The 25701-nt window shown below is 41.3% G+C and carries 23 protein-coding genes, 4 tRNA genes and 1 other RNA gene; 22 read left to right on the forward strand and 6 right to left on the reverse strand.

Features of this window, described 5'->3' with window-relative positions; all coding sequences use genetic code 11:
• The first annotated feature begins 186 nt into the window (after window positions 1–186).
• The 10 genes from QUD85_RS05170 (at window position 187) to QUD85_RS05215 (ending at window position 10094) form a co-directional block, all read left to right on the forward strand.
• A tRNA-Pro gene (locus tag QUD85_RS05170) sits at window positions 187–263 on the forward strand.
• 50 nt (window positions 264–313) lie between these two features.
• Window positions 314–390, forward strand: a tRNA-Arg gene (locus QUD85_RS05175).
• A gap of 7 nt (window positions 391–397) precedes the next feature.
• Window positions 398–473 (forward strand) — tRNA-His (locus QUD85_RS05180).
• Between the two features lie 14 nt (window positions 474–487).
• Window positions 488–564, forward strand: a tRNA-Pro gene (locus tag QUD85_RS05185).
• Window positions 565–1282: 718 nt separating this feature from the next.
• The gene (tig, locus tag QUD85_RS05190; RefSeq protein WP_093327466.1) at window positions 1283–2590 is read left to right on the forward strand and encodes a trigger factor; all 1308 of its coding nucleotides are present in this window, start codon (window positions 1283–1285) and stop codon (window positions 2588–2590) included.
• A 300-nt stretch (window positions 2591–2890) separates the two neighbouring features.
• The gene (clpP, locus tag QUD85_RS05195) at window positions 2891–3505 is read left to right on the forward strand and encodes an ATP-dependent Clp endopeptidase proteolytic subunit ClpP (RefSeq protein WP_281241740.1); all 615 of its coding nucleotides are present in this window, start codon (window positions 2891–2893) and stop codon (window positions 3503–3505) included.
• A 95-nt stretch (window positions 3506–3600) separates the two neighbouring features.
• Window positions 3601–4881: an ATP-dependent protease ATP-binding subunit ClpX gene (gene clpX / locus QUD85_RS05200; protein ID WP_093327469.1), complete on the forward strand. Its 1281-nt coding sequence runs from the start codon at window positions 3601–3603 to the stop codon at window positions 4879–4881.
• A gap of 177 nt (window positions 4882–5058) precedes the next feature.
• The gene (gene lon / locus QUD85_RS05205) at window positions 5059–7416 is read left to right on the forward strand and encodes an endopeptidase La (RefSeq protein ID WP_093327470.1); all 2358 of its coding nucleotides are present in this window, start codon (window positions 5059–5061) and stop codon (window positions 7414–7416) included.
• Between the two features lie 276 nt (window positions 7417–7692).
• Window positions 7693–7965, forward strand: a complete 273-nt coding sequence (gene hupB, locus QUD85_RS05210; protein WP_093327472.1) for a nucleoid-associated protein HU-beta — start codon at window positions 7693–7695, stop codon at window positions 7963–7965.
• 221 nt (window positions 7966–8186) lie between these two features.
• Window positions 8187–10094, forward strand: coding sequence for a SurA N-terminal domain-containing protein (locus QUD85_RS05215; protein WP_093327473.1), 1908 nt, complete (start codon window positions 8187–8189; stop codon window positions 10092–10094).
• Between the two features lie 44 nt (window positions 10095–10138).
• Here the strand turns inward: QUD85_RS05215 and QUD85_RS05220 are convergent, their stop codons facing one another.
• Genes QUD85_RS05220 through pspF form a run of 6 tightly spaced genes read right to left on the reverse strand, consistent with a single transcriptional unit; the run spans window position 10139 to window position 16555 of the window.
• Window positions 10139–10930, reverse strand: a complete 792-nt coding sequence (locus QUD85_RS05220) for a peptide ABC transporter ATP-binding protein (protein WP_093327475.1) — start codon at window positions 10928–10930, stop codon at window positions 10139–10141.
• Entirely contained in the window at window positions 10927–11919 is a 993-nt protein-coding gene (locus QUD85_RS05225) for a peptide ABC transporter ATP-binding protein (protein WP_093327476.1), read from the reverse strand. The genes QUD85_RS05220 and QUD85_RS05225 overlap by 4 nt, the downstream gene beginning before the upstream one ends.
• Window positions 11919–12812 carry an ABC transporter permease subunit gene (locus tag QUD85_RS05230; protein ID WP_093327478.1) on the reverse strand — a complete coding sequence of 298 codons (894 nt, stop codon included), beginning with the start codon at window positions 12810–12812 and terminating at the stop codon, window positions 11919–11921. The genes QUD85_RS05225 and QUD85_RS05230 overlap by 1 nt, the downstream gene beginning before the upstream one ends.
• Window positions 12799–13830: an ABC transporter permease gene (locus QUD85_RS05235; protein ID WP_093327479.1), complete on the reverse strand. Its 1032-nt coding sequence runs from the start codon at window positions 13828–13830 to the stop codon at window positions 12799–12801. The genes QUD85_RS05230 and QUD85_RS05235 overlap by 14 nt, the downstream gene beginning before the upstream one ends.
• Entirely contained in the window at window positions 13831–15474 is a 1644-nt protein-coding gene (locus QUD85_RS05240) for an ABC transporter substrate-binding protein (protein WP_093327481.1), read from the reverse strand. It abuts the gene before it with no gap.
• Window positions 15464–16555 carry a phage shock protein operon transcriptional activator gene (pspF, locus tag QUD85_RS05245; protein WP_093327483.1) on the reverse strand — a complete coding sequence of 364 codons (1092 nt, stop codon included), beginning with the start codon at window positions 16553–16555 and terminating at the stop codon, window positions 15464–15466. The genes QUD85_RS05240 and pspF overlap by 11 nt, the downstream gene beginning before the upstream one ends.
• Before the next feature lie 190 nt (window positions 16556–16745).
• Here pspF and pspA point away from each other — a divergent pair, with 190 nt between their 5' ends.
• The 12 genes from pspA to ffs all read left to right on the forward strand — a co-directional run bounded on the left by pspA (window position 16746) and on the right by ffs (window position 25655).
• A complete protein-coding gene (pspA, locus tag QUD85_RS05250; RefSeq protein WP_093327484.1) occupies window positions 16746–17417 on the forward strand; it encodes a phage shock protein PspA in 672 nt (223 codons plus the stop codon).
• A gap of 30 nt (window positions 17418–17447) precedes the next feature.
• Window positions 17448–17681 (forward strand): envelope stress response membrane protein PspB, encoded by a 234-nt coding sequence (gene pspB, locus QUD85_RS05255; protein ID WP_093327486.1) that lies wholly within the window; start codon window positions 17448–17450, stop codon window positions 17679–17681.
• Window positions 17678–17905, forward strand: coding sequence for an envelope stress response membrane protein PspB (pspB, locus tag QUD85_RS05260; protein WP_407705089.1), 228 nt, complete (start codon window positions 17678–17680; stop codon window positions 17903–17905). The genes pspB (QUD85_RS05255) and pspB (QUD85_RS05260) overlap by 4 nt, the downstream gene beginning before the upstream one ends.
• A complete protein-coding gene (pspC, locus tag QUD85_RS05265; RefSeq protein ID WP_093327487.1) occupies window positions 17902–18342 on the forward strand; it encodes an envelope stress response membrane protein PspC in 441 nt (146 codons plus the stop codon). Before pspB (QUD85_RS05260) ends, pspC begins: the two co-directional genes overlap by 4 nt.
• Window positions 18343–18453: 111 nt before the next feature.
• The gene (locus tag QUD85_RS05270; protein WP_093327488.1) at window positions 18454–19884 is read left to right on the forward strand and encodes a YcjX family GTP-binding protein; all 1431 of its coding nucleotides are present in this window, start codon (window positions 18454–18456) and stop codon (window positions 19882–19884) included.
• On the forward strand, window positions 19881–20909 hold the full coding sequence (locus tag QUD85_RS05275; RefSeq protein ID WP_093327490.1) for a YcjF family protein: 1029 nt from the start codon (window positions 19881–19883) through the stop codon (window positions 20907–20909). Before QUD85_RS05270 ends, QUD85_RS05275 begins: the two co-directional genes overlap by 4 nt.
• 175 nt (window positions 20910–21084) lie before the next feature.
• Entirely contained in the window at window positions 21085–21885 is an 801-nt protein-coding gene (gene phhA, locus QUD85_RS05280) for a phenylalanine 4-monooxygenase (RefSeq protein WP_093327492.1), read from the forward strand.
• 1 nt (window position 21886) lies between these two features.
• On the forward strand, window positions 21887–22237 hold the full coding sequence (locus tag QUD85_RS05285) for a 4a-hydroxytetrahydrobiopterin dehydratase (RefSeq protein ID WP_093327493.1): 351 nt from the start codon (window positions 21887–21889) through the stop codon (window positions 22235–22237).
• A 125-nt stretch (window positions 22238–22362) separates the two neighbouring features.
• The gene (gene tyrR, locus QUD85_RS05290; protein WP_093327495.1) at window positions 22363–23910 is read left to right on the forward strand and encodes a transcriptional regulator TyrR; all 1548 of its coding nucleotides are present in this window, start codon (window positions 22363–22365) and stop codon (window positions 23908–23910) included.
• A 125-nt stretch (window positions 23911–24035) separates the two neighbouring features.
• Window positions 24036–24887: a DUF3014 domain-containing protein gene (locus QUD85_RS05295; protein WP_093327497.1), complete on the forward strand. Its 852-nt coding sequence runs from the start codon at window positions 24036–24038 to the stop codon at window positions 24885–24887.
• Complete coding sequence (locus QUD85_RS05300; protein WP_093327499.1) at window positions 24887–25474, forward strand: 1-acyl-sn-glycerol-3-phosphate acyltransferase; 588 nt, start codon at window positions 24887–24889, stop codon at window positions 25472–25474. Before QUD85_RS05295 ends, QUD85_RS05300 begins: the two co-directional genes overlap by 1 nt.
• A gap of 84 nt (window positions 25475–25558) precedes the next feature.
• Window positions 25559–25655, forward strand: an RNA gene (gene ffs / locus QUD85_RS05305) — signal recognition particle sRNA small type.
• The last annotated feature ends 46 nt before the right edge of the window (window positions 25656–25701 follow it).

Raw genomic sequence — 25701 nt, forward strand, 5'->3', positions numbered from 1 at the left:
ATCCGCCAAAACGAGCTGAATTAGGCTACTTTTAATGAGTGGATAGAAAAAGTTGCGTAATAAATTGGCTAATTGATTTAAAAGTGTTCGAACAGTGAATTTTTTACAAAAAATGTTTGACGAGTTCAAAGCAACTCGGTAATATCCGCACCCGTTGAAAGCGACATGCTTTTAACGCATATCAGTCGGTGATTAGCGCAGCTTGGTAGCGCACTTGGTTTGGGTCCAAGGGGTCGTAGGTTCAAATCCTACATCACCGACCACTTTCTCTTCGAGAGAGTGTGCATGATACGAAAACGTGTCTGTAGGTCATGCGCCCTTAGCTCAGCTGGATAGAGCAACGGCCTTCTAAGCCGTGGGTCGCAGGTTCAAATCCTGCAGGGCGTGCCATACAGTGGTGGCATTAGCTCAGTTGGTAGAGCCCCGGATTGTGATTCCGGTTGTCGTGGGTTCAAGTCCCATATGCCACCCCACTTTTCTTTATAGTCGGTGATTAGCGCAGCTTGGTAGCGCACTTGGTTTGGGTCCAAGGGGTCGCAGGTTCAAATCCTGCATCACCGACCACTTTCAAATTTCGTTCCTCAACGTCTTTTTCAACACTTATTTACTTTAAAGCTATCTGCTGTATGCTGCTTTAGTCGTTCTACAGAATTCTGTCGATATCGTTGAATTGAGAGGAAAAAACTATTTTAGAATTTACCCTTGGATTAGTAATTTACCTTGTTGTTTGTTCTTTTTTGGCGAAGTGTCATTCGATTTTACGTTCCAAAACAAAGGGAAAATTATTTCTAGAGTATTTATTGGCTGGTATATTTTTAATCACATATATTTCCTTTTCTATCTTGGGAATAGCGTGGTTAAACTCAATGACAAACACTTGGATAGCTAATTCAGATAATACATTCATATTTCTTATAATTGGTTCTATCTGTTGTGGATTAATACTTTTCTTGTTTGGACGAGAACTACCTCCTAGCAATTAACTACAAACATATAGCGATGTATGCTGAATATTGCTTAATATGAACGGTTACATACGCTTTAATTCCTCGCTATTTACCTGTATTTCCATGGGTTTTTATTTTACTTGATAAAAACCATAGATTTTTGTATTTGACGGTACTATAATTCCGCGTCACAAAATTTAATCTGAACATCTTTTATGTGGGTTTACCCGGCTCTTCGGCAGGTGTCATAAGGGCTTGAGCAAGCTTTAGTAGCGGCTCTATAAACAGATGGTTATTGAAAGCGTAAAATAAAACGCGAAATTTGAGGTATATACATGCAAGTTTCTGTAGAGACTACACAAGGTTTGGAGCGTCGTTTAACGATTACAGTTCCAGCTGACGCGGTAAATGTTGAAGTTAAAAACCGTCTTCGTCAATTAGCAAAGACACAACGTATCAATGGTTTCCGCCCGGGTAAAGTGCCACCATCAGTAATCGAAAAGCGTTACGGTAACGCAGTTCGTCAAGAAGTGTCTGGTGACTTAATGCAACGCAACTTCGTTGAAGCGATTATGCAAGAGAAGTTGAACCCAGCGGGTCGTCCACAGTTCGCTGAGAAGAGCGAAGCAGGTGCTGCAGAATTAACATTCGAAGCGACATTTGAAGTATACCCAGAAGTTGCGCTTAAAGACTTAGATAAAATCAAAGTTGAACAGCCTAACGTAGAAGTAACAGAAAAAGACATCGATGAGATGTTTGTTACGCTTCAAAAGCAACACGGTACTTGGAAAGAAAACAAGCGTAAGACTAAGAAAGGCGACAAGTTAACTATCGATTTCTTAGGTCGTGTTGACGGTGAAGAGTTTGAAGGCGGTAAAGCTGAAAACTTTGAATTAGAACTTGGTTCTGGTCGCATGATCCCTGGTTTTGAAAAAGAAATCACAGGCATGAAAGTAGGTGAAGAGAAAACAATCACTGTTACTTTCCCTGAAGACTACCACGCAGAAAACCTAAAAGGTAAAGACGCAGAGTTCGACATTAAAGTAAACAAGACTGAAGGTCCTGTATTACCAGACGTTGACGAAGATTTTGCTAAACTATTCGGTATCGAAGAAGGTGGTATTGAAGCACTTCGTGAAGAAGTAACTAACAACATGACACGTGAATTAACGAATGCTGTTAAAGCAAAAGTTAAAGAGCAAGTGATCAATGGTTTACTAGAAACTAACGATGTTGATTTACCTTCAGCATTAGTTGCACAAGAAGTTGACGTATTACGTCAACAGGCTTTACAACGTTTTGGCGGTCAAATGGACCCTAAAAACTTGCCAGAGCTTCCTGCAGAAATGTTCACTGAACAAGCAGAGCGTCGCGTTAAAATTGGCTTACTTCTAGGTGAAGTAATCAAAGTGAACGAGTTGAAAGTTGATGATGCGAAAGTTGAAGAGCTAATTGCTTCAGCAGCATCAGCATACGAAGACCCAACAGAAGTTATTGAGTACTACAACTCAAACCCTGAGCTTAAGCAACAAATGCAAAACGTTGCGTTAGAAGAGCAAGCGGTAGACTTCTTACTTGAAGGCGCAAAAGTGAAGTCTAAGAAGGCAAGCTTCAAAGACATCATGAACCCTGAAGGTAAATAATATCGGGTTGCGTCTACTCGATACCTTACATTAGGTATTGCGTAAATGAACAGATTTGAAACGGCAATGGTTAAAACAACCATTGCCGTTTTTTATTTTAGGGCGAAAAACAAAATCTAATGCGGATAGCTACTGCAGTGGTTCATATATTGTTCGAATGTTGTAAACCTTTATAGCTTTCGATTGACAATAGCTTTAGCAATAGATTAAATGGCTCTTATGGAAACATATGAGCCATTTTACATTTCGGCCAACAGACACTAGTTAAGGATACACCTTTTGATTACATCACAAAAAAACTTGGATATAACCAGCGTAACTGAAAGTGCACTTGTACCTATGGTTGTTGAGCAAACAGCTAAAGGCGAACGTTCGTACGATATATACTCACGCCTACTAAAAGAGCGTGTTATCTTTCTATGTGGTCAAGTCGAAGACCATATGGCCAACTTAATCGTTGCGCAGTTGTTGTTTTTGGAATCAGAAAACCCTGAAAAAGACATCTACCTTTACATTAATTCTCCTGGTGGTTCGGTAACAGCCGGTATGGCAATTTATGACACGATGAAATTTATTCGTCCAAATGTCAGTACTGTTTGTATCGGGCAAGCTGCGAGCATGGGTGCTTTCTTATTGTCAGGTGGAGAGAAAGGTAAGCGTTATTGTTTGCCTAATGCACGTGTGATGATTCATCAACCGTTAGGTGGCTTCCAAGGTCAAGCGTCAGACTTTGAAATTCATGCGAAAGAAATTCTGTCTATTAAAGAGAAGATGAATCGTTTAATGGCTGATCATACTGGCAAACCCTATGAACAGGTTGCTCAAGATACTGATCGTGACAACTTCCTTACTGCTGAAGACGCTGTTGAATATGGCTTAGTTGATGCCATTTTAGAACAAAGGAATGACGGTTAAGCGAATCTAACAAAGGGGTAACAGTTTACTATTGTTATCTTTGAGAATTGTGAAATACTTAACTATAGCTAGATTACAACAATTAGAGGTACCGTATGACCGATATTAAAAAAGGTGACGGTGAAAATGGCAAGTTACTTTACTGCTCTTTTTGCGGTAAAAGCCAACACGAAGTAAGAAAACTTATTGCAGGACCTTCAGTGTTCATTTGTGATGAGTGTGTTGACTTATGTAACGATATTATACGGGAAGAAATAAAAGAGATTTCTCCAAAGCAGGATTCTGATAGCCTGCCAACACCTATTGAAATTAGAGAAAACTTAGACGACTACGTAATCGGTCAAGATTATGCGAAGAAGGTGTTGTCTGTAGCGGTATATAATCACTACAAACGTCTAAGAAAAGGCGATTCTCACAATGGTGTCGAACTAGGTAAGAGTAATATTCTGCTTATTGGCCCTACAGGTAGTGGTAAAACATTACTAGCTGAAACGTTAGCACGTATGCTTGATGTGCCTTTTACTATGGCAGATGCTACTACGTTAACAGAAGCAGGTTATGTCGGTGAAGATGTTGAAAACATTATTCAAAAACTACTGCAAAAATGTGATTACGACGTTGAAAAAGCGCAGCGCGGTATTGTATACGTTGACGAAATCGACAAGATATCTCGTAAGTCTGACAACCCATCAATTACGCGTGATGTATCGGGTGAAGGTGTTCAGCAAGCCTTGTTGAAACTGATTGAAGGTACGGTTGCTTCAGTACCACCTCAAGGTGGACGCAAGCACCCGCAGCAAGAATTCTTGCAAGTTGATACGTCTAAAATACTATTTATTTGTGGCGGTGCATTTGCCGGCTTAGACAAAGTCATCGAACAGCGCGGTTTAACCGGTACTGGTATCGGTTTTGGTGCAGAAGTTCGCAGCAGCGACAGTGGTAAGTCACTCACTGAACGCTTCCAAGAGGTAGAACCGGAAGATTTGGTTAAGTATGGCCTTATTCCTGAATTTATTGGTCGTCTACCTGTGGTTGCAACCTTGGGCGAACTCGATGCTGATGCACTGATTCAAATACTTCAAGAACCTAAGAATGCGTTAACTAAGCAGTTTTCTGCGCTCTTCGATATGGAAGATGTTGAACTAGAGTTTAGAGAAGACGCGCTTGTTGCTATTGCCCAAAAAGCGATGGATAGAAAAACAGGTGCTCGTGGACTGCGTTCAATTGTTGAAGCTGTTCTACTAGACACTATGTATGAGCTTCCGTCGATGGAAAACGTAGCGAAAGTTGTTATCGACGAAACCGTAATCAAAGGTGAATCTAAGCCAATCGTGATTTACGAATCACCAAAAGATCAAGCCGCATCTGATGCATAATGCTAGATTTGGTTAAAGAATGAACAAAAAAGAGCCTAAAAGGCTCTTTTTTTTATTCTGATATTGAAAGCAAGACTGTTATCCCCATATACTTTTTTAACACCCATAAAATGTTGTGATCAAAGCATGCCATAAGCGCGTTTTGCTTACTATTACACATATCTGAGAGCGAATTGAATGTCTGAACAAGTATCTGGTATCACAGAAATTCCGGTTTTAGCCCTACGCGACGTTGTCGTTTATCCCCAAATGGTTATTCCATTGTTTGTTGGCCGAGAAAAGTCGATCAAGTGTTTAGATATAGCGATGGAAACCGATAAACAGGTTTTTCTTGTTGCCCAAAAAGATGCGTCAATTGACGATCCTGTTGCCAACGATTTATATGACATCGGTACTATCGCCACCGTATTACAAATGTTGAAGCTACCTGACGGTACTGTAAAGGTGCTAGTTGAAGGTAGCCGCCGCGCCACTATCGCAGAGTTTATCGAAACAGAAAATTACTTCACCGCATCGGTAGATTTCCTTGCTGCAGATAAAACCGGCATTGAAGACAATGAAGTACTTGTGCGAAGCGCGATTTCACAATTTGAAGGCTACGTTAAATTAAATAAAAAGATCCCACCAGAAGTGCTTACTTCGGTGTCGGGTATCGATGACCCAGAGCAACTTGCAGATACCATGGCAGCGCATATGCCACTTAAACTGCTTGATAAGCAAAAGGTGCTCGAAATAAACAATATCGCTGAGCGTTTAGAGTTTTTAATGGCGCTAATGGAAGGCGAAATTGATCTGCTTCAAGTTGAAAAGAAAATTCGTACCCGTGTTAAGAAGCAAATGGAAAAAAGCCAACGCGAGTACTACCTCAACGAGCAAATGAAAGCGATTCAAAAAGAATTAGGCGAAATGGATGATGTGCCTGATGAAGTTGAGCAAATTACGCAGAAAATTGAAGAGGCACAAATGCCAAAAGAAGCTAAGGAAAAAACCTTAGCTGAACTACAAAAACTTAAGATGATGTCGCCGATGTCAGCTGAAGCAACAGTTGTGCGCAGCTATATCGACTGGATGACCAGTGTACCTTGGAAAAAACGCAGCAAGTTGAAGAAAAACCTTAAGCTTGCCGAAGAGGTGCTAGAGAAAGATCACTATGGTCTAGAAGAAGTTAAAGAGCGCATATTGGAGTACTTGGCGGTACAACATCGCGTGAATAACCTAAAAGGACCTATTTTATGTTTAGTAGGACCACCGGGTGTTGGTAAAACGTCGCTAGGTCAGTCAATCGCTAAATCTACAGGGCGTAAGTATATTCGTATGGCGCTAGGTGGCGTGCGTGATGAAGCTGAAATTCGCGGCCATCGCCGCACTTACATCGGCTCATTACCAGGTAAATTGATTCAAAAACTGTCTAAAGTTGGTGTTAAGAATCCACTATTTTTACTTGATGAAATCGATAAGATGGCGTCCGATATGCGCGGCGATCCAGCTTCTGCGTTATTAGAGGTGCTAGATCCTGAGCAAAACTCAAGTTTCAATGACCATTACTTGGAAGTTGACTACGATTTGTCAGATGTCATGTTTGTCGCAACATCAAACAGTATGAATATTCCAGGTCCGTTGCTCGATCGTATGGAAGTTATTCGTCTTTCTGGTTATACCGAAGATGAGAAGCTTAATATCGCTAAGCGCCATTTGGTGACTAAGCAGATGGAACGTAATGGATTAAAAGCATCAGAAGTTGATCTAGATGATAGTGCAATTATCGGCATTATTCGTTACTACACGCGTGAAGCGGGTGTGCGTAATCTAGAACGTGAAATTTCGAAACTGTGCCGCAAAGCGGTTAAAGCCATTTTACTCGACAAGTCATTGAAAAAAGTTGTGATAAATGACGACAACCTAACCGATTTTCTAGGCGTTAAACGATTTGATTACGGCAAGGCTGATGATCAAAATCGTGTAGGACTAGTAACAGGCTTAGCTTGGACATCGGTTGGTGGAGAGTTGTTAACGATAGAAACAGCGTCAGTACCAGGAAAAGGTAAATTATCGTTTACCGGTTCGCTCGGTGACGTGATGCAAGAATCTATTCAAGCGGCAATGACAGTAGTGCGTAGCCGCACCGACAAGCTGCGCATTAATGAAGATTTTTATGAGAAGCGCGATATTCACGTGCACGTACCGGAAGGTGCTACGCCAAAAGATGGCCCAAGTGCTGGTATCGGCATGTGTACCGCACTCGTGTCGAGTTTGACCGGCAACCCGGTTAAAGCCGATGTAGCGATGACAGGTGAAATCACCCTGCGTGGCGAAGTATTAGCCATTGGTGGTTTAAAAGAGAAGCTATTGGCAGCGCATCGAGGCGGCATTAAAACGGTCGTTATTCCGAAAGACAATGAGAAAGATTTAGCTGAAATTCCTGACAATGTGAAGGCAGATCTTGCTATACACCCTGTTAAATGGATAGATGAAGTACTAGAAATTGCGCTTGAGCATCCGGTTGAGAAAATTAAAATCGAACAAAAAATGAACTAATTTTGTCTGGAAAAGCGATTTTTTTTAAAAAAAACTAAAAAAAATCGCAAAAAAGTGAAATTAGTGCTTTTCAAACGCGAAAACTATGGTAAGTTAAATACGCTGATATCCGCTAGAGGGCAATGAATACATAGCCTCTGTAGTATAGATAGTAGTTATCTGAGGTATCTTTTTAGGAAAACTTGGTGTTTGATGTTCGAAAGAAGCTAATGGTAGTTTCGCAGGACGCTTAACAAATGATAACACCGAATAATAACAAATGAAGGGGAAGACACTGTGAATAAGTCTCAATTAATCGAGAAAATCGCTGCGGGCGCAGACATTTCTAAAGCTGCAGCAGGTCGTGCATTAGATTCTTTTATTGATGCTGTGACTGATGAGTTAAAAAGTGGTGAGCAAGTTGCTCTAGTTGGTTTTGGTACATTCTCTGTACGTGACCGTGCTGCACGCACTGGCCGTAACCCTCAAACTGGTGCGACTATCGAAATCGCAGCAGCTAAAGTACCATCTTTCAAAGCTGGTAAAGCTTTAAAAGACGCTTGTAACTAATCACAGTTATATGATTTCTTTAAAAGGCCGCCGCAAGGTGGCCTTTTTGTTTCTGTCCCTTTAAAAATAATGTGTCTCACGGTTTATAAGAAAACCGATTGTGATTATTTTTTGGTTTAAAAAAACATACAATTTATTTGCAATCTCACCTTTTAGCTAGGCCTAGCATCTGCTAGAATCGCGCAAGGAAAATTGTCACAATTGTGCAGTAAGAGAATAAAATGTTAGAAAGTATTAGAGAAAACTCGCAAGGCGTAGTAGCTAAATCCATTTTAGGTTTAGTTATTTTAACGTTCGCGGTAGCGGGTGTAGGAAGTTATACCTCACAAGTAGACACATCAGTTGCAACCGTTAACGGTGTTAAAATCACGCAGTCAGAATTCGACCGTGCATTCCAAGCACAACGTAATCGTATGCAACAACAGTTTGGTGAAATGTTCGACACTTTGTCGTCAGACGCAAACTACATGGCAAACCTTCGTAACAACGTGTTAGACAACTTAATCAACGAAGCGCTTATTGATCAAAACAGCAATGACTTAGCTATTCGCGTGTCAGACGAAAAGCTAAAACAAGCGATTCGTGAAATGCCGGAGTTTCAAGTTGATGGCAGTTTTGACAACGACCGTTACTTAGCGCTAATTCAACAAGCAGGTTTTTTCCAATCATCAGATTTTCGTGATTATCTGCGTGTAGAAATGACGCGTCGTCAGTTAACGCAATCTCTTTTATCAACAGAGTTTGATTTACCTTATCGCCAAGAATTAACGTCAGCGTTGCAAAATCAAAAACGTAATATCCGTTATGCAGTAATTGATGCAGAGCAATTTAAGGCGCAAGTAGAAGTGACAGACGAAGAAGTGTCAGCATTCTACCAAGACAATCAAGATAGATTCCAAAATCAAGAACAAGTAAAAGTTGATTACGTTGTATTAAGCGTAAATGACTATGCTCAAGATGTTGTAGTAAGTGACGAAGAAATCTCTGCTTACTATGAAGAAAATATTGAAGCTTATTCGACACCTGAGCAACGCCGTGTATCACATATCCTGATCGAATCAGGTGAAGATGCTGATGCTGCAAAAGCTAAAGCTGAAGCAATCTTAGCTCGCATTCAAGCCGGTGAAGATTTTGCTGAACTAGCAAAAACTGAATCTGACGATATGTTCAGTGGTGAAAATGGCGGTGATTTAGAATACCTAGAAAAAGGTGTAATGGAAGAGTCATTTGAAGTGGCTGCTTTTGCACTAGAAAATGTTGGTGATGTAACTGAAGTTGTTGAAACATCGTTTGGTTTCCACATTGTCAAGCTAACTGAATTAACAGATGCGCAAGTAGAAGAGTTAGCGTCGGTGTCACCAGACATCAAAGAAATGCTAGCTAACGACAAAGCGCAAGGCATCTTTTTTGAGAAGCAACAAGAAGCAGCTCAGCTAGCGTTTGAAGTACCAGACAGCTTAGAAGATGCAGCAAATGCAGTTGGCGTTGAAGTACAAACATCAGAGTGGTTATCACGTTTTGGCAATGATGCGCCATTTGATAACGCGCAAATTATTGAAGTTGCGTTTGATGACGTATTAATCAATGACCAAGTAAACTCTGACGTTATTGAAGTCAGCGAAGAAGAAGTTGTTTTCGTTCGCGTTAATGAATATCAAGCGGCGACAGTTAAGCCACTTTCTGAAGTAAGTGAAGATATTAAAACACAGCTTATCGCAGAAAAAGCAACAACAGCGGCAGATGTACAAGCGGCAGCGCTACTTGCTTCATTTAAAGCGGGTGAAGACGTAAACGAGCAATTAACAGCATTAAACTCTTCGTTTGAATCTAAAGTTGATGTAGCGCGCTTTGGCGCTGATATCGATGGCGCAGTGCGCAGAGAAGCATTTACTTTGCCTCATCCAGCTGAAGGTGTTGTTTCTGCAAGCACAGTGACGATGTCTAACGGTAATATTGCGCTGGTAGAAGTAGAAGCGGTAACTGCTGGCGAAGCGAGTGTTAATCCAAACTTAGCTCAACAGCAGACACAAATGTTAGCGACTGCAGCTTATGCGGCATACGTTAAAGCGTTAAGAGTAGACGCTGATATTACACGCAAAGAAGTGATTGAATCGACTAACGTGCTGTAATCATAAAGACAAAACAAAAAAGCCAGCTTTAAGCTGGCTTTTTTTTATGCTGATTTTTTACCTTTAAACAAATTCACTTGCTGACTCATCAGCAGCTTTTTGGTGTATTTGTGTTGCGGGTTGGAAAATACGCTAAGTGTTGGACCCGATTCCACATTGATACCTTTTTGTAGCATTAGTACTCTGTCGCTGAAATGCTTCACTATACCGATGTTTTGCGAAATCAAAATATAGGCTAAATCCATTTGTTGTTGTAAATCGAGCAATAGATTTATCATTTGCGAGCGCAGAGAGGGGTCTAGTGACGCTAGCGCTTCATCAAGAATGATAACCTGTGGCTTCAATATAATGGCGCGAGCTAGCGCTATACGCTGCTTCTGGCCGCCCGAAAACATATGCGGATAAAAGTGCATATGCTCGGCAAGCAAGCCCACTTGCTGAAGGGTTTTGCGAATCAACTTCACTCTTTTAGACTCATCGAGTGTTGTATTGAGTTTAAGCGGCTCTTCTAAAGTGTGACGGATAGTTAAACTAGGATTTAGGGTGTTACCAGAATCTTGAAAGATCATTCTGATGTGCTGACATCGTTGTTTAAAATCGCCGTGATCTAACACTTGCCCATTAAGTTTTACTTGCCCAGTGGTAGGCGACAGGGCACCGACCAATATTTTCGCTAACGTTGATTTACCAGAGCCTGTTTCGCCAACAATGGCTAATGTTTCTTTCGCATTTAAGCGGAAAGAAATATCGTTTAACACGGTTTTGCTGCGCTTTTTTAACCAAACGCGGCTATCAAATGTTTTACTGATCTGTTCTACATCAAGTAAACAGGTCATGAGTAATTATCCTCGAGTGAAAAATGACAACTGACTAAATGGCCATGATAGTTTTTAATCTTAGGTGCCACTACGCATTCTCGCTGTGCTCTTGGGCATCGTGGCCCCAAGCGACAACCTATAGGCAGGTGCTGCAAAATAGGAATACTACCCGGTAACGTCATTAAACGTGATTTTGCAGGCAGATTTAAATTAGCGATAGGGCTACTTTCCAATAGGGCTTTGGTATAAGGATGCAGCGGGGTATGAAATATTTGCTCTGTCGTGCCTGCTTCTACAAATTGGCCGCAATACATCACGGTAATGTTATGAGTCCAGTTAGTGACATTTTCTAAATCATGGCTGATCAGCAATACCGCCATATTTTTTAACTGGTTTAAACTGGCAAGTAGGCGATAAATTTGCTCGCGGCTGGTCGTTTCCATTGCCGCAGTAGGCTCATCAGCAATGAGTAGTAATGGTCGTCTAGCGAGTGCGATAGCAATCATTACCCGTTGGCAGATGCCATTGTTTAATTGATGCGGAAAAGAGCGCATACATTCGCTGTGATTCTTTATGCCGACTTTATGCAATAGTTCAATTGCTGCTTGTTTTACTTGTTTACGTTTTTGCCAAAAGAAGCCTTTGAATTGTTTACTATCGATTGCTTCTTTTACTTGTTCACCAATGGTCGTGGTTGGATCCAAACTAGCGACAGCGTCTTGGAATATGATAGCGACATCTTGCGTTATGATTTCTTTTCGTTCTTTAAGGGATAGACTCAGGAGATCTTCACCGCGCCAATGAAATCTATCTGCAGTGACTTCCCACTTGTCGTCGATAACACACATGATAGCGAGCGCAAATAATGATTTTCCAGAGCCAGACTCCCCAACAAGGCCTCGAACTTCACCTTCTTTTAGGGTAATACTCACTTTGTCGACCGCGAGAATGTTGCCATTACTCGCTTTTAAACATATCGATAAATTTCTTATGTCGAGTAAATTCATTAGCTATCTCGTCTATGTTTTAACGAATGGCGTATTCCTTCGCCAAGCATATTGGTCGCGATAACGGCAAATAAAATGGCTAGGCCAGGTAAATAAACTGTCCATGGTGCAATATAGAATAAATCGAGACCATTGCGTAACATCGCGCCCCATTCTGGCAATGGAATAGGTGCACCCAAGCCAAGAAAGCCTAATGCTGCAATGTCTAAAATTGCTGCAGATTGTGCAAACGTTGCTTGTGTAATCAACTTTTCTACGATGTTTGGTAGTACATTGTGAATAAGAATATGTAACGAACTTGCTCCATCTAAGCGAGCAGCCATGACATAGTCTTTGGCAAATTCTTCTTTCAACAAGTTGCGTGTTACATGGACAAATTGCGGTATAAGTGCCATGACAATAGCCCATAGCGTGTTATTCAAACCTGGGCCCAATATTGCAACAATAATAATCGCGAGAAGTAGTGATGGTATTGACAGCACTACATCTAAAAAGTGATTGAGGAAACTTGATTTGATCCCTTTGGTAAGCGCTGAAAACGACCCAATAACAAAGCCAAGGACTAAAGCCACAATAACCACAACAAAGCTAAAACCGAAGGTATAAGTGGTGCCGTGCATTAATCGAGATAACATATCTCGACCTAAGTTATCCGTGCCTAACAAATAGGTTATGTCGCCTAATTCACTCCATGCTGGTGGCAGCAGTAATTTATCGAGATGGTTGGCAACCGACGAGAAAGGGGTGATAAATGGTGCGAAAAGCGCCATCGCGGTTAAAAATGCAAACGCTGATAAGCCCACTATCGCAATAGGCGTTTTTTTAAATACCAGCCAAAACTGAATAATAAGTGATGGCGTTTCTTCTTCTTGATATATCTTATCGCGCGCCATAACTACTTTCCCTTGCTAAAGGATTTAATGCAGCATAAAGCAAATCGATGACAATATGCACAAAAAATATAAAACTTGATAGTACCAATAATCCCGCTTGGATCGCGGTATAGTCTCGCTGGTAAATACTTTCGATTAACCATCGGCCAATACCAGGCCAATTAAAAATGACTTCAGCGACCATTGCAATCGTGATCAGATTTGCAAACTGCAGCCCAACATCGCGAATAACTTTAACCAGTGCATTTCTTATGGCGTGATTGATTAGGATTTGGCTATCGCTTAATCCCTTTGCTTTTATCGCTCTAATGTATGGGGTTTCTAGGACTTCTAGCATGGCGGTGCGCGCGAGCCTAATAAACACAGTGGCGGGTGCTAAGGCGACAACCAAACAGGGTAGGATCATATGCAAAGTCGCATCTTGAAAGGCTTGCCATTGATATGGACTATCTGACAGCAATATATCTATGATCAAAAATCCTGTTTTTTGTTCGATTTCATAGACCAAACTGATCTGACCCGACGATGGCAGCCACGCTAAATTGATAGAAAATATCAATATCGCCACAAGCGCTAACCAGAAAGCGGGAATGGAATAACCAAACATGGCAAACGCCAAAATACCGTTGTCGGTAGCTTTACGGTGGTTTAACGCTGCAACAAAGCCAAGCGGCACACCGATAAAAAATGCAACAAACAAGGCCGCAATACTTAATTCAATGGTTGCCGGTAGTAAAGATACAACGTCATCGAAGATAGGTTGGCCATTGGCCATGGAGACACCAAAATCGCCACTAAAAACTTGTTTCAAATAACTATAATACTGCACGAATAAATTGCTGTTAGCGCTGTATTGTTGTGTTAACTGTGCAGTTTGTTCAGGGGTTTGAGAAATCTGCCCCGACATATTGATCAGCGGATCGCCCGGAAAAAGAAAGTTTAGGCTAAACGATAAAACGGTCAGTAGCGCTATAGTAAACACAAACAAGTTGACGCGGCGAAGGGTAAAAATCAGCATTTACTCCGCCTCCTGAGTGGTTTGCTTGCGCGCATTAAAGAAGTCTAAGCCACCAATCGCCGTTAATATATCGCCTCGAACTTGGTCTGTACTTGCTTGAAAGCGTTTAGAGTGTGCTATTGGCAGTAATGGCAGTTTCTCACTAAGTAGCTGTTGGGCTTGGCGGTAATAATGTTTGCGTTGATTAATGTCATTGGTCTGCAATGCGCGTTCAAGTAACATATCGAATTCTTGGTTACACCAAAACGTTCTGTTGTTTCCGGTTTGCGCAGAAGCGCAGCTTAATAATGGTGAGAAAAAATTGTCTGGATCTGGGTGGTCTGCAAACCATCCTAGCAACACAGATTGATGTTCCCCTTGAGAGAGCCTGCGTAAAAAGGTGGTCCACTCATAGCTAACGATATTGACTGTAATATTAATCTTAGCCAAGTCTGCCTGAATCAATTTAGCCATTGTTAAAGCATCTGGGTTGTAGGCTCTTTGTACAGGCATGGCCCAAATATCCATGGTAAAACCTTGTTCATATCCTGCTTGCAATAGGTAGGTTTTCGCTTTTACAACTGAATACTCGGTGCCTTTAAGATCGTCACTACTTGCCCAAGAGTTTGGAGGTAAAATTCCTTTTGCCATTTCCGCCTGATTAAAATAGATGGTTTCGATAATAGCTTGTTTGTTAATAGCATGAGCTACAGCTTTTCTTACTAGCGTGTTATCAAAGGGTGGTTTTTGTGTATTAAAGCCAAGATACCCGACATTAAACGCCGTTTTTGATTCTAAGTTGAGGTTTTCGTTCTCGATGATTTTTTCGTGTGCGATCGGGTAAGCAATAACATCACATTCGCTCGACATTAGTTTGGTCAGTCTACTGGTATTGCTTGGCGTTACATCAATAACCAATTGCTGCAGATTTGGACTGCCGCGCCAATATTCTTGGTGCGCATAATAACGAACGAATGAACCTGAGCGGTAATCTTTAAATTTGTATGGGCCGCTGCCAATAGGTCTTGAATCAATTAGGTTAGTATTACCTTGCTTGTATAGCAACTCACCATATTCTTTAGACAAAATAACTGCAAAGTCAGTGGCTAGGTTAGCTAAAAACGCGCTGTCTGGTTTGCTTAAGTGAAAGCGCACCGTATAGTCATTAATCCTCTCAATTTTGTTGACGATATCGCTAAAGTTTACACTCTGAAAGAAAGGGTATTGCGCGCCTCCAACAAAGTGATAAGGGTGATTTTGATTAAGGATGCGTTGAAAGCTAAAAACTACATCGTCTGCTGACAGTTGACGTGTAGGGGTGAAGTAGTCGGTTTGATGAAACTGCACATCACGGCGCAAATAAAAGGTATACATCAATCCATCATCGGTTACATGCCAAGAGTTTGCTAGCGACGGCTTTAAACTATTGTCTTTGCTCTCAATGGTAATCAGTCTGTCGTAAAGCTGTTTTGCAACGATATCTATTGTCGTTCCAGAGGTCACCGTTTGCGGGTTAAACCCTTCAGGCGAACCTTCGGCACAATAAACTAAACTCTTCTCGGCAAGCATGGCACTGTCGCTTGTATCACAACCGACTAATGTTGTTACTGCTGCTAATGTAAATACAGCCGACCGAGCGATTTTAACTACGCAGTTATTCGTCATTTTGCTTAGAATCTAACAAGTTATACTTCTTCAAATAGCCTCTAAGTTGATGATAGGTCAACTCTAACGCTTCTGCCGTTTTCTTTTGATTAAATTGATTTGAAGCCAGTGCTGTTTCAATCATGTTAATTTCAAATTCTTGCGACTTATCTTTAAGTGAAAGAGGGAATTGCAAACTTTGTTCAACGGCAAGGGTTGGTTTCTCCGCTGAATCTTGTTCGACATTGCTACTCACGTTAGTGCTTTCTATCGGTGTTGATGCAACGCGATCTTGCGTTTTAATGCGACCTTGTGGTCTGTATGGAGACTCAAACGGATCTATGACTAATTCGTGCACCGGCAGGTGAGGGTTGTTACAACGGTAAACGCTGCGCTCAACCACGTTTTTAAGCTCTCGGATATTACCCGGCCAATGATACTCAAGCATGGTCTTCTTTGCTTTCTCGGTAAAGCCACTAAACAGCTCAAAATCGAGTTCCCTTGCCATATTAATAGCGAAGTGTTCTGCCAGAATGATGATATCTTCTAAACGTTCTCTTAGCGGTGGTAAGGTGATGACATCAAACGCCAACCTATCGAGTAAGTCAGCGCGAAACTCGCCATTGTCTGCTAATGTTGGCAAATCTTCATTCGTTGCCGCCACTAAGCGGGTGTCTGTTTTGATGGTACGAGAACCACCAACACGTTCAAATTCACCATATTCAACCACGCGCAATAGCTTTTCTTGAATTAAACCCGAGGTATTGGCGATTTCATCTAAAAACAAGGTTCCTTTATCTGCGCGTTCAAATCGTCCTTCATGTCGTTTGTTTGCGCCAGTAAACGCACCGCTTTCATATCCAAACAGTTCGCTTTCGAGCAGGTTTTCATTTAAGGCAGCACAGTTAAGCTTTAAATAGTTTTGATCCCATCGTTTCGACAGGTAGTGCAGGCGAGCTGCGACAAGCTCTTTACCTGTGCCTCGCTCGCCTATGATAAGCACGGGTTTACTCAATGGCGCTATCTGAGAAATTTGCTCAAGCACCTCTAGAAAACTGTTTGATTGGCCAATTAAATTATCTTGTTGGTTAAAGCGCGCCATGCCTTACCTATTTATTAGTAAATTTGACTAATAAATAGTGTATTTCATAAATAACAAAGAGAGAAGTTTTTTTGAAAATTAATTATAAAATATTTAAAAACAACAACTTAAATGGAGTGGCTAAAGTTGGCGCGAAAAGTGTATGTATGTTGGCATGACCTTAAATTGTTAAAAAGTAAAGGACGTTAATATGGGTATTTTTTCACGCTTTACAGATATTGTTAATTCTAACATCAACAGCCTACTTGATAAGGCTGAAGATCCAGAAAAAATGGTTCGTCTCATTATACAAGAGATGGAAGATACATTAGTAGAGGTTCGCTCTACATCAGCGAAAACGATTGCTGACAAAAAAGAGTTAACTCGCCAAGTGCGTCGTTTAGAAGAAGATGCGTTGCAATGGGAACAAAAAGCTGAGTTAGCACTTAGTAAAGAAAGGGATGATCTTGCGCGTTTAGCTTTAATTGAGAAGACAAAATGTTCGGACAATGCCGTAGTGGTTCGTGAAGAGCTTAATCAATTGGAAGACCATATTGTTAAGTTGCAAGATGAAATCACACAGCTGCAAGAAAAACTTGCTGATGCTAAGGCTCGTCAAAAAGCGATCATCATGCGAGAAAAAACAGCAAGCTCTCGCTTGAAAGTGAAGCAAAACATTAATAGCGATAAAGTGAATGAAGCATTGAGCAAGTTTGATCGCTATGAACGTAAGATCGATGACATCGAATCGCAAGTAGAAGCATATGATTTAGGGACTAAATCTTTGTCAGATGAGATTGCTGAATTAGAATCAGCTGATAAAATCGATGATGAACTTGCTGAATTAAAAGCTAAAATGGGTAAAAGCAAAGCGAAAAAATAATTTAGCTTAATCATTAATCGATAGAAGGGAATGCTTGTGGAAGACGTAATCTTGGCGCCGATTGTTATATTTTTACTTGTCGTAGCGCCAATATGGTTAATTTTGCATTACCGCAGTAAACGTCAAATTAGCCAGGGATTAAGTGAAGAAGAATATATTCAGCTATCTGATTTAGCAGAACGTGCCGATAAGATGGCTGAGCGCATTCAAACGCTAGAAGCAATTCTAGACGAAGAAGCGCCAGACTGGAGAAAACGAGTATGATGCACATAATAATGGTGCCAATTATCATTTTCTTGTTAATAGTTGCACCAATTTGGTTGATTCTACATTACAAAAGCCAACGCCAAATTAGCCAAGGCTTAAGTGAAGAAGAATATATGCAGATGTCTGAGCTTTCAGAACTTGCAGATAGAATGGCTGATAGAATTAAAACACTAGAAGCTATCCTAGATGAAGAAGCACCACAATGGAGAAAAGGTGTATGACACAGAAGCGTAAAGAACTATACAGAGACAAGGAAAACGGCAAAATCGCTGGCGTCTGCGCCGGTATAGCCGACTACTTTGGCTGGGAAACTTGGTTGATCCGTATCTTAGTTGTGTCATGTGTACTCTTTGGTATGGGCTTTCTGATCATTATGTATATTGCCGCTTGGTTTATTCTTGATAAAAAACCGGTGCAACATACCCGCTTTGTAAAAAGCAATGTAAAGGTTCAAACCTCAGCTCAGGATATAGAAGACCCAGTGGTAGAAGAGCATATTCGCGTAAAAGCGAGAATTTGGCAGTCAGGTGAACCACCGCGTCAGGCGTTTCATGACATCAAGCGTAAATTTTCGCATTTAGAAGGAAAGCTACAGGCAATGGAAACATATGTAACGTCACCAGAGTTTACTGTCTCACGAGAAATAAACAGGTTGTAGCTGAGTTTAAGGTCATGAAAAAAGGCGGCGATGAGCCGCTTTTTTTCTGCTTTAATTCCTCCAAATTTAAGCGTAATATCAAAAGGCTTATTCAGAATAATATGTTGATTTATGGCGATTATTAGTAAAACGAAGCTTAAAAAATTGAAACACTCTGCCAGTGATTTATTGCAAAAATCACTTGATCAGCATGTTACTTTAGCGGTGACAGGACTTAGTCGCAGCGGCAAGACCGCCTTTATAACCTCGTTGGTAAATCAATTGCTCAATGAAGGCAATGGCAGTGAACTAAGCTTTTTCAATCCTGTGCATCAAGGCCGATACATCGCGGCAAAACGTGTCAATCAAAAACACTTTCATATTCCGCGCTTCGACTACGAAACGGCAATGCAAGCCTTTACGCAAGATCCAGTGCAGTGGCCACAGCCAACAAAGGGCATTAGTGAATTACGTTTAGCGATAAAATATAGGCCAGCCAGCGGCCTCTTAAAGTATACCAGCGACACAGCTACGTTGACGTTAGACATTACTGATTACCCCGGTGAATGGTTACTTGATTTGCCGATGTTAAAATTGACCTATGAAGAATGGTCAGAGCGCATGCTTGAGCTAATGAAATCTGAACCTCGCGCCGAGGTAAGCCAAGCATTTATCGATGAAATCAAAGAAATCGATCCTCTTGCGCCTTGCAGTGAAGAGGTGTTAGCGCAGCTTGCTGAAAAGTATACTGCACTGCTGCATCAGTATCGTGATGAACTTGGCTTATCCATTATTCAGCCAGGTCGATTTATTTTGCCTGGTGAATTAGAGAACGCGCCTATTTTACAGTTTTTCCCTTACACCTCGATGGATGAACTCGATTACGATAGTTACATTGAAGCGAGTGGAGATAGCTTTATTGGCATGCTTAGAGCGCGCTATCTAGAGTATCGCGAGCGCGTCGTTAAAAAGTTTTATAAAGAACATTTTGTCCATTTCGATCGCCAAATTATTCTTGCAGACTGCCTGACGCCCCTTAATCAAGGTGAAGCGGCATTTCATGAGTTATCTCAAGCAATTAGTTTAATTATGGAAAGCTTTGATTATGGAAAATCAGGTTTTTTACGTCGTTTGTTTTCGCCGAAAATAGATCGTTTATTGTTCGCAGCAACGAAAGCGGACCATGTCACTGTTGATCAACATGGTGCCTTGGTTTCCTTACTTAATCAGTTAGTACATAGCAGTAAACATGAGCTTGATTTTGAACAAATACAAATGAAAACCTTGGCGTTATCTTCGGTTAAAACAACTAAGAATGGCAAAAGTATGCACCAAGGAAAAACTGTACCGGTGATTCAAGGGCATCGTTTAGACGATGGCCAGCTAATTACCGTTTTCCCGGGCAGTGTGCCTAGCAAGCTACCGGAGCAACAATACTGGCAAAACAAAGCATTTAATTTTATTAGCTTTGCCCCGATAAAATCGCCATCGGCTCATACACCATTACCTCATATGCGTCTTGATCAGGCGTTACAGTTTTTGCTGGGAGACAAACTCGCATGACCGAACCCAAAGATGATTTTCAACAGCAAATACTGTTTGAAGAAAATATAACAGAGCAGCACGATAAGTCGCTTCCTGTCGATGCAGAGCAGGTTGTGTTTGACAATAAAGATTGGCAGCCAGAACAACAAGAAGAGGAAGAACATTTTGAAGATGTTCAAAGCAAGCCTTCTTGGATCTTTAGAGGACTTGCTGTGCTTATTTCGGCAATAGTCGGTATTGAGCTCTATGATTTCTTTACTGTGGGCTTTACCGACGAGCCAATTTTAACCGGCATTTATGCACTGGTTTTTGCAATAGTGTTTATTTTAGCCAGTAGCAGCCTGATCAAGGAGCTGCTTGGTTTAAGACAACTTAAAGCACAGCAGAATATTCAAAAACAAAGTGAACAGTTACTTAATGACAACGCTGATATCGATGGACAATCGCTTTGCCAACAAATCAGTGAACAACTACCTTGTGACATACCTGCAGTATACGAACAAGCCTGGGCAGATGTAACGCATGAAGATTATGACGACAAGGAACTACTAGAGCTATATCAAAAAATGGTGCTGGTAAAAGTTGATGAAAAAGCAATTGCAGAAGTTGCTAAGTTTTCAAGTGAAGCTACTGTACTCGTAGCATTAAGCCCCATTGCATTGCTCGATATGATGATTATGCTTTGGCGAAACCTTAAAATGATAGATAAAATCGCTGGTCTTTACGGTCTTAAGCTGGGTTATTGGAGCCGCATTAAGTTGATTCGCCAGGTGTTTGTCAATATGGCATATGCAGGTGCAAGTGAGCTCATCGCCGATTTTGGTACTGAAATGATTGGTGCAGATTTACTAGGCAAATTGTCTGGCAGAATGGCGCAAGGGTTCGGCGCAGGCATGTTGACGGCTCGCTTAGGCATTCGCACGATACTGATGTGCCGTCCTATTCCATACACGCACAATAAACCGAGACTTAGTGATGTGCGCAAGGCGGTGGGGCAACAAATTAAGGCGCTAATTAACAAGAAGCAAACGGGCGCGTCGTAACGTTGAAAACGCGTTTGTAAGCCTATATGTACAGTTTCATCACTATGTGCAATTTTTGTTCGTCGTCAAAAGCGTGATTATTACCCCTATTTTTGCCTAATATAACGGCAGCTATCGCAGAATACTGCGCAATTGCTATAGCTATATTCAAGCTTTAGCGTAACAGGCTGTTTTTATGGGGAAAGCAACAAAATACATTTCAAAAGTACCAAATGATAACGGTGTTATTGATTGGACTGATGAAGAAAACACGATATGGCATGAGCTCATTACGCGTCAATTAGACTGTATAAAAGGTAAAGCGTGTGACGAGTATTGGTTAGGGTTAGATAAACTTGATTTGCCAAGAGATCGCGTACCACAACTTGACGAAGTCTCTGCTGTATTAACGAAAGAGACAGGGTGGCAATGCTACCCTGTGCCGGCATTAATTGGATTTGAAGAGTTTTTCAGGTTGCTGTCAGAACGTAAGTTTCCAGTAGCTACATTTATCCGCTCTCGTGAAGAATTCGATTACTTGCAAGAGCCAGATATTTTTCATGAAATCTTTGGCCATTGTCCATTACTTACCAACAAATCATTTGCCGATTTTACACAGGCCTATGGTCAAATGGGATTAAACGCTTCGAAAGAGCAGCGTGTGTTTTTAGCACGACTATACTGGTTTACGGTTGAGTTCGGGCTGTTAAAAACAGATCAAGGGTACAAAATTTATGGTGGCGGTATTTTATCGTCTCCAGCGGAAACTGAATATGCGATCAATGGCATCGAAGCGCAGCGTGATGCCTTCGATATGCTAACAGTACTTCGTACGCCATATCGTATAGATATTATGCAACCTGTGTACTATTGTTTGTCTGAGTTAACTGATTTAGACAAAATGCGTGAATACAGCGTTGAAGATGTTATGGACTTTATCAAGCAAGCTCAAACGATGGGCTTATTAGAAGCAAAATTTCAACAAAAAGCGAGTTAACATGACAACAGAACAATTAACCAAGCAGCATTGCGAAGCGTGTCAAGCTGGAGCACCTCAGGTATCAGATGAAGAGTTGCCGACATTGTTGGCGCAAATCCCTGATTGGGCTGCACCTGTGCGTGACGGTGTAATGATGTTAGAAAGAGAGTTTAAATTTAAAAACTACAAGCTTGCTTGGGCGTTTGCTAACAAAGTATCAACGCTAGCAGAAGAAGAATTTCATCATCCGGCTATTCTGTTAGAGTGGGGCAAGGTGACAGTGACTTGGTGGACGCATGCGATTCGTGGCGTACACAAGAATGACTTTATTTGTGCAGCTAAAACGGATGCCCTGCTAGACGCAGAATAATCCAAATTTTAGTAAAAAAGCTATGTAAGCCTATGCTTTCATAGCTTTTTTTGTATCTATTGGTTTGCGGTAAAGAATAGTTTACAATACCCGCCCTTGAAAACTTTCACAATTGAGATCAGGTAATGCGTTTAGAAATCGCTTGTCAGGACCGTGTGGGCATCGCTCAGAAGGTTTTGGCTGTCTTTGTTGAGCATAACATCAATGTGCGTGGCATCGAATTTGAACAAGCTAGCAGAATATTTATCAGCTTTCATGATGTAGACTTTACTGAACTGCAAAACATTATGCCTAAGCTACGCCTTATTGACGGTGTAGAGGATGTAAAAACGGCTAACTTCATGCCGTTTGAAAGAGAGCGTAATGAATTAGAAACCTTAATCAAAACCTTTCCTGATCTGTTCATCTCTATTGATGGCAGAGGTAATATTCATGCCGTGAACAAAATTGCGGCGAGTGTTATCGGTCAAGACACACATGAACTAGCTGGCGAAAGCGTAGCGCAGTGGATTAAAGGTTTTTCTTTAACCAAATGGTTGGAACAAGATGAGGTGCTTGCGCAAACAACGCGTTTGAAATTCTTGGAAGACGATTATGTCGCTGATATGTTACCTATTTATGTAGAAGGCGATGGTAATAAAACACTAGCGGGCGCTGTGCTAATGCTTAAATCGGAAGCGCGCCTTGGTCAACAAATGACGGTGTTTAAACAAACCAAAGAAAACTCATTTGCAAGTGTCCATGCTTCGTCAGGTGTGATGCGCAAAGTCATCCGCGAAGCAAAACGCATGTCTAGTTTAGACAACTCTATACTGATTCAGGGAGAAACCGGTACCGGTAAAGAGTTGTTAGCACGTGCTTGTCATGGCGCGTCTACGCGTGGTGATCACCCGTTTATAGTGCTTAATTGCGCCGCGTTTCCTGATGAGTCTGCCGAATCAGAATTGTTTGGTATTGGTGACGAAAAAGATAATGATGCTAAACGCGGTATATTTGAATCTGCAGACGGTGGCACCATATTTTTGGATGAAGTCGGCGAAATGTCTGCAACCTTGCAAAACAAATTATTGCGCGTAATTGAAGATGGTAGCTTTAGACGAGTAAACAACGAAACCGAAATTAAGGTAAACGTCAGGTTTATTGCTGCAACCAATAAAGACTTAGTAAAGCTTGTTGAAGAAGGGCAATTTAGAGAAGAGCTTTATTATCGATTAAACGTGCTAGGCCTAACGATTCCTTCATTAAGAGAAAGACGCAGTGATATCATTCCACTGGCAGAATGGTTTATCGCTAAATTTGCGCAAGGGCAGGGCAAATACAGTGTGAGTTTATCGGACGATTGTCGCGACTTTATCGAGCATTATCCGTGGCCAGGTAACGTTAGGCAATTAGAAAATGTGTTGCTTAGAGCCGTTAGTATTGTTGAAGGTAGCTCTATTGAAATAGAACATTTGCAGTTGCCATCATTTACCCGTGAACATGGTTATTTGGAACAAGAATTTACTGGTACATTAGAAGAAGCAGTAAAAGGGTTTGAAGCCGAGTTACTGAGAAAGCTTTATCCTGCTTACCCTAGCACTAGACAATTAGCGAAAAAGCTTAGTTTGAGTCATACCGCAATTGCCAATAAATTGCGTGAATACAACATCAATAAGAAGACGGTAAAGATTTAGCTGCTGCGCTTAATTTGCGGTTAGATTTTTGACCGCAAAAATGGTGAAAAAGCATAATTAGGACTTGATAAAAAACACGTATTTAAGCGAAGATAGAAGCATGTTTTCGCTGTACGTGTTTTTTTATGGCCTCTTCTTCTGAAAATACTCCCTCTCTTGCCGTCTTTGTTATTGCTATTGTTGCCGTGCTATCAGTGATAGGTTTTATTTGGTATCAAAGTGAGCAAGTTCCGGAACAAACGGTTGAACCTATAGAACAACCTGTGCTTGCAGAACCTGAGCCACAAGCTGAGATAGTGACTGAGGTTGAAGAGGTAATTGTAGAAGAAGACGTTGTCGTGGTTGAAGAAGAGGTTGAACAACCTATTGCTGAGCCACTGCCACAATTGGAAGAAAGTGACGCGCGTTTTAATTCAGACATTGAGCAAGTTACATGGAAAACAGAGCTTTTGACGTTAATGTTGAAAGATGACGTTATTCGTCGACTTGTTGTTTTTACTGACAATTTTAATCGCGGTGAGCTTGCTTATGCGCACGCGCCATTTGTTAGACCTACCGAGCCTTTTTCTGTTGACGCTCAAACGATTGATTCAGGTGAGGTAAAACTCAACTGGGATCAAACTAGCCAATTGCGTTTTGTCCCTTACATAGAGCTTCTTAGAGCAAGTAATCCAGAGAAACTTGTCGCCTTGTATCGTTATTACGAACCCTTATTTGATCAAGCATATCAAGAGTTGGGCTACCCAGATGAGCCTTTTTTACCGGTGTTGCTCGAAGCGATGGATAAAGTGCTAGATCATCAAGTAGAACCCGCATCGCCTGAACTTATTCAACCTTCTGTAATGTATAAGTACGCAGATCCAGAGATTGAATCCTTAGATGATGCTGAAAAATTGATGCTACGTATCGGCAAAGAAAATTTACTTATTCTTAAAGGCGTGATCTTAGACGTGCAGCAACACTTGGCTGTCGAGTAATGAATAAAGTCCCAGAAAACATTCCGCGCAGGCGGGGCAAATGGATGGCGTCGTTTGCCTCTAAAATGCTCAATCTTACGGGCTGGAGCGTAACAGGTGACTTTCCTCAGCACAGAAAATTTATCATCGCCGTAGGCCCGCACACCTCTAATTGGGATTTTCTCGTAGGATGCGCTGTGATGCTAAAGTTTCGTGTCAAAATTAAGATTTTAGCTAAAGACGGACTCTTCTTTTGGCCAATGTCCTCGTTAATGCATTACTTAGGAGCCATTCCTGTAGCACGAGGTCAAAAATCAGGGTTGGTAGAGCAAATAGTTGAGCGTTTTAATCAGGAAGAGCAAATGATTTTAGGGCTTGCACCTGAAGGCACTAGGACCTCAGGTAAAGCGCTTAAAACCGGTTTTTTGCATATTGCTCACCAAGCCAATATTCCTGTCATGCCGGTTAATTTGAACTTTAAGCTAAAGCAAGTAGAGCTATTACCTGCCGTAAGTATTTCATCTGATATTGATCGAGAGCTCGAGCAATTTATTCAGTATTTCGATTACCAGTGTGCAAAAAATCCGCAAATAAACAGCACAGGGTGAAATTGGCTTGCAACACATAGCGCAATTGGCGATAATGCGCGCCGCTAAAGTAGATTTATGCGCTTTAGCTTATCTATGGTGACCCTTTGGTCCCCTCGCAATGATACTCTGTGAACTCGGCCAGGTCCGGAAGGAAGCAACCGCAGCAGACGACTCATGTGCCGGGGTGTGGCTGAAGGGTTACCACCCAAATCCCCCACAAAATTTTTTTCCGTCTGATTAAACAA

Origin of the sequence: Thalassotalea agarivorans (assembly GCF_030295955.1) — a bacterium.
GTDB classification, from domain to species: Bacteria; Pseudomonadota; Gammaproteobacteria; order Enterobacterales; family Alteromonadaceae; genus Thalassotalea_D; species Thalassotalea_D agarivorans.